We start from the raw sequence: 13,805 nt of genomic DNA, 5'->3' as shown, positions 1-13,805 counted from the left end.
TTATTTTACCCACTGTTGCTACTGTGCCAACTAGTCATGAAAAATGCTGTATCTACTAAACAGTCAATTGTGTAAAGACGATACTCAATATCATTTAATCCAGAAACTAAGTAAATACAACCGATTGACCGCTCTAATATATTTTCCGCAATCTCAACATTAAATTGAGCAGATACGGACAGAAACAGGGCATTTTTTCTGGTTTTTTGTTGAATCCCATCAGCTTTGTAGGTTCTAGAAATATTGAATTTGTCTTTATTACGTTCAAAAAGCCTAGTCTCTCTTGATTTAGGAACATAATAGAGCCATTCTGCAACAATCTCATCAGGAGTGGCCTCAAAACCATAACGATAGGTTTTTTGATCCATTAGGAATACAATTTCAAAAAAACTGGGTTGGGCATCAGTTTCCGTACTGAGTTTAAACGGCTCAACTCTAATTTTATCTGTGCTTTGGGTTTCTCTGGATGAGTTGGACATAAACCATCTCATAAATGCTAGGGCTTTGGCTAAGTTACTTTTTCCACTGGCATTAGCCCCATATATTGCCGCACTTTTCAAAAGGCTAAGTTTCTCATCTACCTTGAAGACATTAGTTTCATCAAGACTCTTATTTTTAGACATAAGATTAGTAGCAACCATACTGAATGTCACTTTCTCTTTGAAGGAGCGATAGTTGCCAACAGTGAATTCAATTAGCACGGCAATCTCACTGGTCTAAATACAGAAATTCGTGAAAAAGTCACACAAATTTGATTTAAGACTAGCAAAAATCAGCCTAGGGTTGGTAGTTTTGAGATTTCTTATTTTTTTCTTAAACTTTAGCCAGAGTCACCCGACCGGATTGGTTTTGGTATTTGCCTTGGCGGTCAGCATAGGTAGTTTCGCAGGGGTCACCCTCAAAAAAGAGTAACTGGGCCACCCCCTCATTGGCATAGACCCGGCAATCGGCACTGGAGGCATTGGAAAACTCTAAGGTAATTCCCGCTCCAGCCCAACCTGCTTCTAGGGGGGTAATGTTGACAATCAGGCCAACCCGAGCATAGGTACTTTTCCCCAGGCAAATAGCTGTAACGTTTGGGGGCATCTGGATAGACTCTAAACTCACCCCCAGGCCATAGGAATTGGCGGGAATAATAAAATAGCTGCCATACTGATCCGTCTGTAATTCCACAGGCTCCAAATTGCCGGGATTAAAGTTTTTAGGATTAACAACCGTGCCGGGAATATGCTTAAAGACCAACATTTCCTGAGGCGAGAGGCGAATATCATAGCCATAGCTAGAAACCCCATAGCTAATGACAGGGATTAACACCCCATCCTGATCAACTTTGCGAACTTGGGCCGGTTCAAAGGGGGTAATCATTCCCAGGCGGGCCTGGTCAACAATCCAGCGGTCATTTTTAATCATCGGAGCATCACTATTTATACGCAGTCTGGGGTTGCCTTTCCTACTCTAGTTCAAGAATGCAGTCACTTCCGCCGCAACTTGGTCACGATCATAGTCAAGGGTAATAATATGATCTGAGTTTTCGCACCAGGCCAGTTTTTTGATCCCTGACCCCAAGGCTTCATAGAGGTAAACCGCGCCTTCAGGATTGACAATCGTATCGTGGCGGGCCTGGATAATCAGTGTAGGTACAGTAATTTCTGGAATCAAGGGCTTCACTGTCTCAATTAGCTCCATTGCACTGCGAACCGCCACTAAGTTAAACGTCCTATAGAACTTGACGCGGTTGACCTGGGCTTTCAAGGTGGGATCTCGAAACGGTAGATCGAGCCGAGGAACCTGGGGTAAGAAAAGGCCAACGGATTTGATCAGCGATTCCAAGGGAACGGGAGAATACCAAGGTTGTTTTAAGGACAAGTAGGGGCACAAACAGACTAATTTTCTGATTGGATGCTGACTGGCCAGATATAACCCCAAGGGGCAGCCCGTGGAAAAGCCAATCACATCAACTTCCGAGTAGGTCGCTTTTAACTCTAGATAGGCCCGTTCTACCGCTTTGTACCACTGTTGCCAGGTGGAGTTGGGCATATTGGCTTGGGGCTGATCATGGCCGGGGTAGAGGATCGCCTTAAGGGTGTTTCCTTGTTGATGCAGATGTTCCGCCAAGATTTGTAGTTCATAGGTTCCAGCCCCCAGGCCATGGAGCATTAAACAGGCTCGGTTGGGATCGCGACCTGGCAGAAAAAACGGTTCATTCCTTAACTGGCCTGTAAACATACCCATAGATTATTCTCTAGCCCTAAATCAAGATTCTGGCAGTTTTGACAGGGATTCCCTCGGCCAGGTTTCCCGCCAGGCCCGGCTGGCCTCTAAAACTAATCGCTGTCGGAATGTCTCGGCAATTTTTTCCTGGAGTTGGGCGAGTTTAATTTTTAACTGGCGGATTTGTTGGCGTTGACTCCCCAGGCCGGGGTGGTTGAAATCTAGGTCTTCCAAATGTAAATAAATGGCAATCAGAGGAATTGGCCGATCATCCGCTGGGGGAACATCCATCTCATTTAACTGGGCTTGCAAGCGGGACACCTCTTGGGCCAATGTTGAGTCGCTCGTGGAAGTATCTTCGGGATCAAATTGAATTTCATCTTCTTCGTCCTCATCAGCTTGGTCTTCATCCTCTGCATCAGCCTCTTGAATACGCCGATTCATCAGGGCCTGGAAAAATGCCGCAATATCAATGTTGTCTCGTTTTTCTGTTTCTTCGGCATCCGCTTGAGCTTCTGTATCGTCGCTGGGAGACTCGACCAATTGACCAGATTCGCCACCGGAAGGGGGGTTATGGTTAGACTTTTGCGGGCGAGCAGTGGGTTGATCTTCAGACCGATCCTCCGGGCCTGCAACCATCACCATCATGATGTTAGGGAGGCGACTGAGGGGGCGACCTTGGGCTTTTAAGGCAATTTCGAGAATCTGCTCCCAAGGAAACTCCGGTAAGATGTCCACCTTTTGCAAGGCTCGATTGACTCCATGGGCGGCCTGGTGCAAAAGCTTAGCAATGGTCATCTCCAGATTCGGCTCTGGCAATGATTTGGGACTTGGAGTAATGTCCTTGGCTTGATTGTCTTCTGTTTGGAGAGATTCTGGAGAGCTTTCTGGATTTTCATCTGCTTCAGTGCTGTTTTCTGTTCCTTGATCCTCTACTGTTGGAGTCTTGCTTTGTTCAAGCACCGGTTGTTCAGGGAGTAACTCCCCCAAGCTGAGGCGCAGGTCTTCCCCCAGTAAGTGGATTTTCCGTTGTAGTCTTTCCCGCGCTTCTGGCTCTAACTTTAAAAACCGTTCTGGGACGATCTGGGTGCAAACTTGATAGGCTGCGGTGATCAGTTGTTGCTGGGCGATAGGGCCTAAGATCTTGAGATACCGGCCGTAGGCCTGATGCAGTTGGGCAAACCCCTGCCGGGCCTGGTCGTGAAGCACCGTTAATTCCTGCTGGATTTGCTCTAAGTTAGCCACGGCTTCTATCCTGTAGTGTCACAACAATCCTGGTGCAAAACTGGCTGCCTAAAACAAAAGACGGCCCCCAGCAAGACCGCCTCTGTCTAAGTTAGTTCGATTTTCCTGCCTCTCGATCCCATCTCTATCGATTCTCAAGCACTGCCTACTTGGCCTTGCTCCGGCTGGAACGAGTGGTTTTGGCCTTCGTAGCTTTTGGGGCGGGTTCTGGAGTGGGTTCGGGTTCCGGGGCAGGCGCAGGAGCGGGTTCCACCTTGGCCTGGGTTTGGGCGGCAACTTCGGCAGCGAGGTTAGATTCCACTTTCTCAATGCCTTCTCCGAGGATAAAGCGTTGAAACCGGCGAATTTTGATGTTCTCACCCAATTGGGCAATGGATTGAGTCACCAATTCGGCCACGCTGATGTTTTGATCCCGAATATAGGCCTGGTCAAGGAGGCACATTTCCCGCAAAGTCTTATCCAATTTTCCTTGGACAATCTTGGCTTTGACTTCCTCTTTTTTACCCGCCAGGGCATCGGAACCCATGGCAATTTTTCGCTCATTTTCCACCACAGCAGTGGGGATATCCTCAATGGCCACATACTCCACATTGGGGCAAGCGGCAATTTGTTTAGCGATATTTTGAACCAGCTCCTTAAAGGCTTCATTGCGGGCAACAAAGTCCGTTTCACAGTTGACTTCCACTAAGACACCAATCCGGCCCCCCGTGTGAATATAGCTATCCACCAGGCCCTCGGCAGTCACCCGTCCCGATTTTTTACCCGCAGAGGCCAGGCCCTTTTGCCGCAGCCATTCAATCGCCTTTTCCATATCCCCATCGGACTCGGTAAGGGCTTTTTTACAGTCCATCATCCCGGCCCCGGTCTTATCTCGGAGTTCCTTGACAAGCTTTGCTGAAATTTCTGCCATAATCTACCGCCTCGTATTAGTTTCTTAGTTCTCACCCGTTGCATCTTTGTCTGAATCCGGCTCATCCCCATCCTCTGGGAGGCTGTCGAGGGTTTCATCTTCAGCATCAGGGTAATCCTCATCGGCCCCATCGGCTAAATCTACCTCTTCCACTTGCCCATGCCGCCCTTCATAGATCGCATCGGCCAACTTGCCCACAATTAGCTTAATCGAACGAATTGCATCATCGTTAGCCGGGACAGGAATATCCACTTGATCTGGATCGCAATTGGTGTCGAGCAAAGCCACAATCGGAATCCCCAGTTTTTGGCATTCTTGAACGGCGTTATATTCCCGCTTCACATCCACAATCACAGCCACATCCGGCAAGCGGCGCATATTCTTAATTCCCCCCAGATACTTCTGTAGCCGGGCCAGTTCTCGCCGGAGCACCGCTGCTTCTTGTTTTGGACGTAAGGCAATCTGCCCGGTTTCTTCCATCCGCTCCAGTTCTTTGAGGCGATCCACCCGCGTTTTAATGGTTGTCCAGTTGGTGAGCATTCCCCCTAACCAGCGTTGGTTGATGAAGTACCCCCCACAACGGGCTGCCTCTTGATGGACAATTCCAGCGGCTTGGCGTTTTGTCCCGACAAACAAAAACTTTTTCCCGGATTCCGAGGCTTCCCGCACATAGTTGTAGGCTTCATCTATGAGTTGAGCGGTTTGCACGAGGTCAATAATATGGACCCCATTGCGGACGGTAAAGATATACCGGGACATTTTGGGATTCCAACGGCGTGCTTGATGGCCAAAGTGAACCCCGGCTTCTAAGAGTTGAGCCAGACTTAAAACAGACATTCAGTTTTCTCCTGTGGGTTTAACCGCCATCTAGGTGGATCTAAGGAACAAGCCTAGACACCCCAGGCCCTAGATGTGTGAATTTTTCAGCGTTTACTATCCTAGCATGAATTAATCAGCCCCCGAAACTTTGGCTTCCACAGTCTATGATGAGTCCCAGGCCGGAGGGGTCCTTTTCCCCTCTCACTACAAAAGAAATAGACAGACCTGATTTAGCTGAGGATGAGTTGACGGAAGTAGAACTAAACCCTGATCAGAACCTGCCCCAAACTTTGCTATTCCAGGCCAGTCATTCTGGATCTCGCCTTGATCAATTCCTGGCCCAGGCCCATCCTGAGATTTCCCGCTCCCGGTGGCAAGCTCTGATCGAACAGGGGCAAATTCAGATCAATGGCCAAGTCTGCCTGAGTAAAAAAATCCCGATTCAAATTGGTGATCTGATCGGCGTAGAATTCCCCCCACCCCAGGCCTGTGAATTAGTCCCAGAAGCGATTCCCCTCGATGTTTTGTATGAAGATGACCAAATTATTTTAATTAACAAGCCCGTGGGATTAGTCGTTCATCCGGCCCCTGGCCATGATTCTGGAACCTTAGTTCATGCTTTGTTGGCCCATTGTCCTGACTTACCGGGAATTGGGGGGCAACAGCGACCGGGAATTGTGCATCGGTTGGATAAAGATACCAGTGGCGTGATGATGGTGGCCAAGACTGAATTTGCCCTCCAACATCTCCAGGCCCAGATTAAAGCGAGAACAGCCAAGCGGGACTACCTGGGATTGGTTCAAGGTGTTCCCCCGACCCCAACAGGAACAATTAATGCCGCCATTGGCCGTCATCCCAGCAATCGCAAGAAAATGGCTGTAACTGAGCTTGAGCGCGGACGTGGGGCCATTACCCATTGGTCAGTGCAGGAACGTTTGGGGCATTACACCCTGGTCTTATTTCAGTTAGATACTGGGCGAACCCACCAAATCCGTGTCCATGCAGCCCATGCCGGTTGGCCGATTACTGGTGATCCGGTCTATGGAACCACCAGAAAAGTTGCCGGCCATTCCTTAAGCGGGCAAATGCTCCACGCCTATCAATTAACCCTCAATCATCCCCTCACAAACCAGCAATTAACCCTCACCGCCCCCCTCCCGCCCCCCTTTGCCCACCTCCTCCAGGCCCTCCGCCGTCAGACCTAAATCTTGCTCCCGAAGCCATCCCAAAATTGAGGGGATATACTTGGAAAGTGCGTTATCTCTAGGGCGCGGCAATAAAGCTTAAGCCGATGAATTCTTCTCCCCATACGATTTCTCCCCAAGCAGACATTTTAAGTCACGATCCACGGGGCCTGGTGACAGAATTGTTGGCCGTTGGCATAGCCCTATCCGCCACTGACAATTTAACCGACCTACTCACCCTGATCCTGACAAAAAGTCGCGAGATTACCTGTAGTGATGCCGGGAGCGTTTTTTTAGTTGACCGCCAGGCCCATCCCCCCAATCTTTGGTTTAAGACAGCCCAAAATGATACCCATCCAGAACTATCCCTCCATGAGTTTTTTATTCCCTTAAATGCAGAAAGCTTAGTCGGCTATGTGGCCTTGACGGGGGAAATTCTCAACATTGCCGATGCCTATGAAATCTCCCCGGCCGAGACCTATCAATTTAATCGTTCCTTTGATGACAATCTGAGCTATCGCACTCGCTCGGTCCTAGTGATTCCGATGCAAAATACCGAAGGCGAAATTATTGGCGTGCTACAACTGCTAAACCGAAAAATCCGCGCCGACATTAAAATTACGCCTGATAATGCCTCGGATGTTACGGTTGCCTACAGTCATTGGGAAGAGGCGATTTTACGGTCTCTAGCCAGCCAGGCCGCTGTCTCCATTGAACGCAATCATCTCCTCGAAAGTATTGAGAAACTATTTGAGGGCTTTGTCACCGCCTCAGTTCAGGCCATTGAAGCTCGGGATAAAATCACCGCTGGCCATTCTGAGCGCGTTGCCGACCTGACCCTATCTCTAGCTCAAGAAGTTAATCAACAAGCTGGAGTGGGGGGCTTTGGCGGGGCCTGGTTTGATCAGCGACAATTGCAAGAACTGCGCTATGCGGCCCTTCTGCATGATTTTGGCAAGGTGGGGGTTCCTGAAGTCATTTTAAGCAAAGAGAAAAAACTCTACCCCCTCCAACTGGAAATCATTCGCCAACGCTTTCATTTTGTTCGCCGCACCTTAGAGTTGGAATGTAACCAGGCCAAGCTGGACTATCTTCAGGCCAATCCCCACCATGACCCTGATGCGGGAACTTGCGATCACTGCCAACAACTCCGGCAATTTGATCACCAATTACAAGCCCAACTTCAGGAACTAGATCGCTATTGGCAGGTGATAGAGATTGCCAATGAACCCAAAGTCTTAGCTGAAGAACCCCTCGGGATTTTACAAGAGCTAACCAGTTGGCAATATAAAGACATTAACGGTCGCCTCCAACCCCTAGTGACAATGGCAGAACTGGAGCAACTCCTCGTCCGGCGCGGTAACCTCACCCCCCAAGAGCGGCTGGCGATTGAATCCCATGTCACCCATACCTATGAATTTCTGCGGCGAATTCCTTGGACAAGTGACCTCAAAAATGTCCCAATCATTGCCTATGGCCACCACGAACGGTTGAATGGTCAAGGCTACCCCCTGGGGATTGCGGATATTCCCCTCCAAACACAGATGTTAACCGTGGCCGATATTTATGATGCCTTGACAGCGGCAGATCGGCCCTACAAAAAGAGCTTACCCGTAGGAGTCGCCCTGAAAATCCTCCACCAAGAAGCGGAATCTAATCAACTGAATCGGGACTTAGTGCTTCTCTTTGAACAAAAGCAGGTGTACCAAGTGCTAGGGCATCATCAGGCTGATTAATCCCCTAATTTCCGGTAGAGAACGGGGGTATCCGGCCTATAATTCAGGATAGAGACCTTCCCCTGAGAACCCAATTGGTATGGAACTCTCCTGTAAAAGTGAATATGCGCTGCTGGCTGTGTTAGAGTTGGCGGCTGCCTATCGGGAACAAGAACCACTGCAAATTCGCCAAATCGCTGCCCTCCACGACATTCCTGACCGCTACTTAGAGCAACTGCTGGCAACTCTGCGGCGGCGGGGGATTATTCGCAGTATTCGCGGGGCCAAGGGGGGATATATTTTAGCCAAAGAACCTTGGAAAACCTCCCTGTTTGAAGTCATGGATTGCATTGAGGGCCTGGAGAATCAAAACAAAGGCTCCAACACAACTCCAGAAACCATTGATCAAGGGGTCGTGCGGGAAATTTGGCGCGAGGCCTGGGGTGCAGCTAACCAAGTGCTACAGGACTATACCTTGCAGGATTTGTGTGAACGCCGTCTCGCCAAACGCCAACTGGACATCATGTACTACATCTAGGGGTGGCTTTTGGCCTCAAGCAGAGATAGGCGGGCCTGGTTGCCATCCAACTCCACCGGCACACCCACGGGCAAAGCGGCATTTTCCCCATCATGGCCAAAGGGCAGGTCAGCCACCACCGGAATACCCAGGTCACAGCACCGATCCTTCAGAACCTCAACCACAGCCAAACTTGGACTTGCGCCGGGGGGATCACATTGACTAAAGCGGCCCAAGGCCAGGCCCACCACCTGCTGAAATGCTGAAGTTTGTCGCCATTGGGTTAACATTCGATCCAGCCGATAGGGGGCTTCGCCAACATCCTCTAAGGCTAAGATCACCCGCGACCAGGCCGGTAATTGCTGAGTTGCCAATAAATGACTGGCCACCGTCAAGTTACCCGGCCAAAGTATCCCCTGGACAACCCCACCCACCCAGGCCTGGCCGTGCAAAGGGGCGACTGCTTGATGTTGAACCAGGTTAAAGAGGCGCGCTCTAGTCCACAGGGGTTCCGCCGCCAATGTCGTTAAGACCGGCCCATGAATCCCCACGACCCCATAACTGGCATAACTCCAGAGAAGAGCCGTAATGTCTGAGAAACCAATTAACCATTTGGGGGAATGTTCCGGCCAGGCCCAGGTTTCAAGTAACCGCGTCGCTCCAAAGCCGCCCCGCCCACAGAGAATGCCTTTAATGTTTGGATCAAGAAGCACAGCCCGTAAAGCCTCCCGTCGCTGTTGATCTGCACCCGCTAAATAGCCCCAAGATGCTGAGCATTGAGGATGAACATCAACCTGATACCCCTGTTGTTGCCAGAGTTCAATCCCGGCCTGGAATCCGGTTGTCTCCCGTAAGGCCCCACTCGGCAGAATCACCGCTAATCTATCCCCAGGCCTTAAAGGGGGTGGAAGCATTGGGAATTGCCAGGCCACTAGCGAGAATCTCCACCCCGATAAAACGTCAGACGGGCTGTGCCAATGTCTTGACCGATGGCCTGGTCGCCCCCCACCGGAAAGGCCGTAATTCCAAATTGATAGACCCCATCTAAGGCCGGGTTGCGGTTTGGGGACAGGGCCAAGGTTACAACTTCACCGGGAGGAATGGGCGGCTGAAAGTTTATGGTTACATCGTAGGTATCGGGGTTTACGGTAACGGCTCCCAAGGAAAATTGCCGGCCAGGGGGTTGTTTGCCAAAGGCCTGGGTGCGTTCGGGGACAAAGTAAATGGCTTCTTGATTAGTGAGGGGCTTAATCACAACCCGTTGGAGGGGTTCCCCGGCCTGGGGCGACAGGGAAAGGACAAAATAATAGATCGGGTCGGGGTAAAAAACCGTTGGGTAAGGGGTCGAAGCGTCATTAAAGTAGGGCGGCAGATCAAAGGCGACGCGACCATCGGGAAATTCCACAGCCCCAGCCCCCCATGGGATCAAGAGACTGCCAACTATTCCCAGACCCAAAACCTGAGTCAAGGAGCCAATACCGTTAATCTTGTTTGCGAGATCTGTAAATAGGCCCATTAGGGAATCAAAGACCGTTGACATTGAGGGCAGATGGCATGAATAGACAACTGACAGTCGAGGAGATGATAGCCTTCTTTCTGAGCCACTTTGGCCCCAATTTTCAGGGCTGAGTCATTCTTAAATTCAATGGTACGACTACATTTAATGCAGATTAAATGGTGATGGTGGTGGGGATGGGGTTGGTTCAGTTCGTAATGTTTGTGACCTTCGGCTAACTCTAGTTCTCTGAGGATACCCATTTGGGTCATAAGTTTGACGGTGCGGTAGATAGTCGAGAGGCTAATGGGGCTGTCTTCCTGTTGCAGGCGTTCGTACAAATCCTCTGCACTCAGGTGGGTTCCCTTGGGAAGATTTTGAAAGACCGTGAGAATTGTTTCCCGCTGGGGAGTGAGCCGCCATCCTTTTTCATTTAATTCGGCTTTGAGGGCAGTTGCGGTATAGGCAGCCATTTTTCACCTCGCAATTAGCCAGGGTTATTGATAGTCATCTTACTAAATTTGTCGGCGAGTCGCAACAATTCAATTTATTGACAATTGCACCCCCTAAGATACAGAGAACTTACGGATATGGAGTTGGAGTTGGCCCAAAACTTGCTCAAGCGGATTTTAATTTTAGGTGGCACGGGTGAGGCCCGAGACTTAGCAGGGTTGCTGGTGACAAAGCCAGGCCTGGTGGTGATCTCCTCCTTGGCGGGCCGGACAGAAATGCCACAGATGCCGCTGGGCTTAGTGCGCTCTGGTGGGTTTGGGGGGATCTCGGGCCTGCGGGACTATTTGGCCCAGCAAAGTATCTCAGCCGTGATTGATGCAACCCATCCCTTTGCCAGCACAATAACGGAGCATGGCATTCAGGCCTGTCAAGTGGCTCAAATTCCCTATCTAAGATTAACGCGCCCGGCCTGGCAACCTGAAGCAGGAGATTATTGGCTGGTTGTTCACAGTCACACCGAGGCCGCCCAAGAAATCCCAGGCCGGGGGAATCGGATTTTTCTGACCATTGGCCGGCAGGAACTCCATCACTATCGGGCTGTGCCAGGTTGGTTTTTAATGCGGATGATTGACCCACCGGCCAGCGGCTCTGAGATACCCAAGGGAGAATTACGGCTAGAACGGGGCCCCTTTGCCTTGGCGGATGAACTAGCGCTTTTGGCCGCATACCGCATTAACCTGATGGTGAGTAAAAACAGCGGTGGAGTAGCGACCTACAGCAAAATCATCGCCGCCCGCCAACTGCAACTGCCGGTGATTATGATTCAACGTCCTGAAATTCCTGAATGCGAACAGGTCAACACCATTCACCAGGCCTGGGACTGGCTACAAGGCAAATTAGAGCGTTCATCAAGCGGGAATGAGTGAGTGCAACTTTGCGAGTTTAGCTAAAACCTGAGGCAGGGTTTGATAAATTTTCTCCAGTTCTAATTCTGTGACGCAATAGGGGGGGAGTAAATAAATCGTTTTTCCCAAGGGACGTAACAACAAGCCCGCCGCTAAAAACTCCTGGCGCAACCAAGGCCCCAAATCACTAAAATAGTCTTCCTGGGTATTAGTTTTAATCTCAAAAGCCATAATTGTGCCGCAAAATCGTAAGTTTTCCACTAAGGGCTGATCTTGGAGATAGTGGACGGCCAACTGACGGTGGAGGGATTCCAAACGCTGATAGATTTGCGGCTGATGTTCTAACAGTTTGAGGGAGGCGACCCCCGTTGCACAGGCCAAGGGATTTCCTGTATAGGAATGGCTATGGAAAAAGGCATTTTCAAGGGCATCATCATAAAAGGCCTGGTAAATTGCCTCAGTTGCAATCGTCACAGCCAAGGGTAAACAGCCCCCCGACAGGCCTTTGGAGAGGCAAATTAAATCTGGTTGAGTGGCAGATTTCAGGGTTGCAAAAAGTTCGCCAGTGCGTCCAAAGCCAGTCATCACCTCGTCATAGACCAAGAGCACATGAAACTCATGGACTAGGGCTTGTAAGCGTTGTAAAAACTCTGGCCGACACATCCGCATTCCACCGGCCCCCTGCACCAGTGGTTCAATAAAAATGGCGGCATACTCTTGGGGATGTTGATTAAGTAAGTGTGATAAACAGGCCAACGATGCGGCTTCTTTTTGCTCAACGGCTGGATCCTGATCAAATGTGGCTGGAAAAGGGATCGTTTCTAAGGACATTAACAAGGGTTGAAAGGGATGCCACCAAGGAGAACTTTGTCCCATGGCCATGGCCCCAAGGGTGTCGCCGTGATAACCGCCTGTAAAGCCAAGAAAGCGAGTCCGTTGGGGTTCTCCGAGTCGCTGCCAATATTGATAGGCCATTTTGAGGGCAACTTCAACGGCCGTGGAACCATTATCAGAAAAGAAGACCCGCCGTAAATGTTGGGGTAAATGGTCTAGTAGTTTTTGGGCCAGGGTTTCCGCTGGTTCATGGGTAAAGGCGGTAAAAATGACCTGTTCGAGTTGTTGGGCCTGTTCCGTAAGGGCCTGGGCTAGGATGGGGTGGCTATGGCCGTGAATCGTCACCCACCAACTGGAAATGCAATCTAAGATTTGCCGTCCATCCCCTAACTCTAAGGTCATCCCAGAGCCTTTTTTAACGAATAGGGGCGGATCCGCAGTTTTCATTTGGGTAAAGGGCCGCCAGATCGGGGAGTTTTCAATGGTTAGGATAGAGGAGTCAATCACAGGTAAGTCAACGGGATATGATCGGCAATAGCCATGCGGTTGATTTGATTTTAAGCCAGGCCCGGCCCTATGACTCTCACACCGACTGATATTGATCCTGATCTGTATGGACAAGATTTAGATCTTGGGGATCAAGAAACCGCCCTCAAAGTTCAAGAAGGAGACTTTAGACGAGTAGATGTTGAGAATTTAATTGAGGAGATTCTCAGTTTGTCCAATCGAAATCAACGGGAGGTATTAAGTTGGATATTCTCCTATCCCATCGTCTGAAACGATTTTATGGCCTCTATACTCCTGATACTCGCGGTTGAGAAAAGAGAATTCGCAAGCAACAAAAGCAACTTTGGCCGACTAATACCACTGATCAATGATGGGTGATTCCCAACTGATTAAAAAAATTATTCAAGGCTATGCCACGGGCCACTTCCTTATGGATGAAGCGGGTATCCTGGGATGGTACACGGCTCCTCAACGTACCTTAATTCCCCTTGATGATCGGTTTCATTATCCCCGTTCGTTACAGCGGGTTTTAAATCGACACCAGTTCCATACCGCAATCAATCAAGATTTTGCCGGAGTGGTTTATGGGTGCGCAAATCGAGAGGTAACGTGGATTTCTTCAGAGTTAATTGAGATTTATTTTGCCCTCCATGATGCGGGTTGGGCCCATAGTTTTGAGGCCTGGCAAGGAGATGAATTAGCTGGGGGAATTTTGGGGATTGCGATTGGGGGGATTTTTATTGGGGAGTCTATGTTTTATCGAATTACTGATGGCTCGAAGGTGGCCCTGGTTAAGCTAGTTGAACATCTCCGACAGCAGGGATTTATGCTCTTTGATGCTCAATTAAATAATCCGCACTTGGCTCGATTTGGCAGCTATACGATTAAGAATGACCAATATCAACGCCTACTTACCCAGGCCCTTAGGTCTTCCTGTAGATTTATCCCTGATCCTTAGGAAAATTAGTTTTTGCTTAACTACTGAATCCTATGAGGAGAGAACAATGGCA

At 49.7% G+C, this 13,805-nt stretch carries 15 protein-coding genes and 1 pseudogene; 6 read left to right on the top strand and 10 right to left on the bottom strand.

Annotation, left to right across the window (positions count from 1 at the left end):
* Positions 1-50 precede the first annotated feature (50 nt).
* From RIF25_RS14645 to rpsB, 6 genes and pseudogenes are all read right to left on the bottom strand, one after another.
* Positions 51-701 (bottom strand): annotated as a pseudogene (locus tag RIF25_RS14645) (AAA family ATPase); the annotation flags it as partial.
* 112 nt (positions 702-813) lie between these two features.
* Positions 814-1,410: a dCTP deaminase gene (dcd, locus tag RIF25_RS14640; protein WP_322879266.1), complete on the bottom strand. Its 597-nt coding sequence runs from the start codon at positions 1,408-1,410 to the stop codon at positions 814-816.
* A 45-nt stretch (positions 1,411-1,455) separates the two neighbouring features.
* Positions 1,456-2,232, bottom strand: coding sequence for an alpha/beta hydrolase (locus RIF25_RS14635; protein ID WP_322879265.1), 777 nt, complete (start codon positions 2,230-2,232; stop codon positions 1,456-1,458).
* A gap of 21 nt (positions 2,233-2,253) precedes the next feature.
* Positions 2,254-3,456 (bottom strand): hypothetical protein, encoded by a 1,203-nt coding sequence (locus tag RIF25_RS14630; RefSeq protein ID WP_322879264.1) that lies wholly within the window; start codon positions 3,454-3,456, stop codon positions 2,254-2,256.
* Positions 3,457-3,601: 145 nt separating this feature from the next.
* Positions 3,602-4,366, bottom strand: coding sequence for a translation elongation factor Ts (tsf, locus tag RIF25_RS14625; RefSeq protein ID WP_322879263.1), 765 nt, complete (start codon positions 4,364-4,366; stop codon positions 3,602-3,604).
* Positions 4,367-4,390: 24 nt separating this feature from the next.
* The gene (rpsB, locus tag RIF25_RS14620) at positions 4,391-5,203 is read right to left on the bottom strand and encodes a 30S ribosomal protein S2 (RefSeq protein ID WP_322879262.1); all 813 of its coding nucleotides are present in this window, start codon (positions 5,201-5,203) and stop codon (positions 4,391-4,393) included.
* A gap of 227 nt (positions 5,204-5,430) precedes the next feature.
* On the opposite strand from rpsB, the gene RIF25_RS14615 reads away from it, so the two are divergent.
* The 3 genes from RIF25_RS14615 to RIF25_RS14605 all read left to right on the top strand — a co-directional run bounded on the left by RIF25_RS14615 (position 5,431) and on the right by RIF25_RS14605 (position 8,622).
* Entirely contained in the window at positions 5,431-6,390 is a 960-nt protein-coding gene (locus RIF25_RS14615; protein WP_322879261.1) for an RluA family pseudouridine synthase, read from the top strand.
* Between the two features lie 86 nt (positions 6,391-6,476).
* On the top strand, positions 6,477-8,105 hold the full coding sequence (locus RIF25_RS14610) for an HD domain-containing phosphohydrolase (RefSeq protein WP_322879260.1): 1,629 nt from the start codon (positions 6,477-6,479) through the stop codon (positions 8,103-8,105).
* Between the two features lie 79 nt (positions 8,106-8,184).
* The gene (locus RIF25_RS14605) at positions 8,185-8,622 is read left to right on the top strand and encodes an RrF2 family transcriptional regulator (RefSeq protein ID WP_322879259.1); all 438 of its coding nucleotides are present in this window, start codon (positions 8,185-8,187) and stop codon (positions 8,620-8,622) included.
* Here RIF25_RS14605 and RIF25_RS14600 read toward each other — a convergent pair.
* The 3 genes from RIF25_RS14600 to RIF25_RS14590 are packed head-to-tail and all read right to left on the bottom strand — an operon-like array spanning position 8,619 to position 10,569.
* A complete protein-coding gene (locus RIF25_RS14600) occupies positions 8,619-9,515 on the bottom strand; it encodes a S66 peptidase family protein (protein ID WP_322879258.1) in 897 nt (298 codons plus the stop codon). The two genes, RIF25_RS14605 and RIF25_RS14600, sit on opposite strands and share 4 nt — an antisense overlap.
* A 17-nt stretch (positions 9,516-9,532) precedes the next feature.
* A complete protein-coding gene (locus tag RIF25_RS14595; RefSeq protein WP_322879257.1) occupies positions 9,533-10,141 on the bottom strand; it encodes a DUF2808 domain-containing protein in 609 nt (202 codons plus the stop codon).
* Positions 10,117-10,569 (bottom strand): transcriptional repressor, encoded by a 453-nt coding sequence (locus RIF25_RS14590; protein ID WP_015123579.1) that lies wholly within the window; start codon positions 10,567-10,569, stop codon positions 10,117-10,119. The genes RIF25_RS14595 and RIF25_RS14590 overlap by 25 nt, the downstream gene beginning before the upstream one ends.
* A gap of 117 nt (positions 10,570-10,686) precedes the next feature.
* Between RIF25_RS14590 and RIF25_RS14585 the strand changes: the two genes are divergently transcribed.
* The gene (locus RIF25_RS14585) at positions 10,687-11,475 is read left to right on the top strand and encodes a cobalt-precorrin-6A reductase (RefSeq protein WP_322879256.1); all 789 of its coding nucleotides are present in this window, start codon (positions 10,687-10,689) and stop codon (positions 11,473-11,475) included.
* Here the strand turns inward: RIF25_RS14585 and bioA are convergent.
* Positions 11,458-12,795 carry an adenosylmethionine--8-amino-7-oxononanoate transaminase gene (gene bioA, locus RIF25_RS14580; RefSeq protein WP_322879255.1) on the bottom strand — a complete coding sequence of 446 codons (1,338 nt, stop codon included), beginning with the start codon at positions 12,793-12,795 and terminating at the stop codon, positions 11,458-11,460. The two genes, RIF25_RS14585 and bioA, sit on opposite strands and share 18 nt — an antisense overlap.
* 69 nt (positions 12,796-12,864) lie before the next feature.
* Between bioA and RIF25_RS14575 the strand changes: the two genes are divergently transcribed.
* Positions 12,865-13,065, top strand: coding sequence for a DUF29 family protein (locus tag RIF25_RS14575; protein WP_322879254.1), 201 nt, complete (start codon positions 12,865-12,867; stop codon positions 13,063-13,065).
* A 97-nt stretch (positions 13,066-13,162) separates the two neighbouring features.
* Positions 13,163-13,753, top strand: coding sequence for a leucyl/phenylalanyl-tRNA--protein transferase (gene aat / locus RIF25_RS14570; protein WP_407682439.1), 591 nt, complete (start codon positions 13,163-13,165; stop codon positions 13,751-13,753).
* Positions 13,754-13,805 lie beyond the last annotated feature (52 nt).

It is taken from the genome of Pseudocalidococcus azoricus BACA0444 (assembly GCF_031729055.1).
In the GTDB taxonomy this organism is placed as follows: Bacteria; Cyanobacteriota; Cyanobacteriia; order Thermosynechococcales; family Thermosynechococcaceae; genus Pseudocalidococcus; species Pseudocalidococcus azoricus.
Note: the sequence above shows the minus strand (reverse complement) of the source record. Positions and strands in the feature narration are given on the sequence as shown.

Excerpts from the sequence above, each read along its gene's own strand:
- dcd (WP_322879266.1), bottom strand. The coding sequence starts at position 1,410 with ATGATTAAAAATGACCGCTGGATTGTTGACCAGGCCCGCCTGGGAATG.
- RIF25_RS14635 (WP_322879265.1), bottom strand. The coding sequence starts at position 2,232 with ATGGGTATGTTTACAGGCCAGTTAAGGAATGAACCGTTTTTTCTGCCA.
- tsf (WP_322879263.1), bottom strand. The coding sequence starts at position 4,366 with ATGGCAGAAATTTCAGCAAAGCTTGTCAAGGAACTCCGAGATAAGACC.
- rpsB (WP_322879262.1), bottom strand. The coding sequence starts at position 5,203 with ATGTCTGTTTTAAGTCTGGCTCAACTCTTAGAAGCCGGGGTTCACTTT.
- RIF25_RS14610 (WP_322879260.1), top strand. The coding sequence starts at position 6,477 with ATGAATTCTTCTCCCCATACGATTTCTCCCCAAGCAGACATTTTAAGT.
- RIF25_RS14605 (WP_322879259.1), top strand. The coding sequence starts at position 8,185 with ATGGAACTCTCCTGTAAAAGTGAATATGCGCTGCTGGCTGTGTTAGAG.
- RIF25_RS14600 (WP_322879258.1), bottom strand. The coding sequence starts at position 9,515 with ATGCTTCCACCCCCTTTAAGGCCTGGGGATAGATTAGCGGTGATTCTG.
- RIF25_RS14595 (WP_322879257.1), bottom strand. The coding sequence starts at position 10,141 with ATGTCAACGGTCTTTGATTCCCTAATGGGCCTATTTACAGATCTCGCA.
- RIF25_RS14590 (WP_015123579.1), bottom strand. The coding sequence starts at position 10,569 with ATGGCTGCCTATACCGCAACTGCCCTCAAAGCCGAATTAAATGAAAAA.
- RIF25_RS14585 (WP_322879256.1), top strand. The coding sequence starts at position 10,687 with ATGGAGTTGGAGTTGGCCCAAAACTTGCTCAAGCGGATTTTAATTTTA.
- RIF25_RS14575 (WP_322879254.1), top strand. The coding sequence starts at position 12,865 with ATGACTCTCACACCGACTGATATTGATCCTGATCTGTATGGACAAGAT.
- aat (WP_407682439.1), top strand. The coding sequence starts at position 13,163 with ATGATGGGTGATTCCCAACTGATTAAAAAAATTATTCAAGGCTATGCC.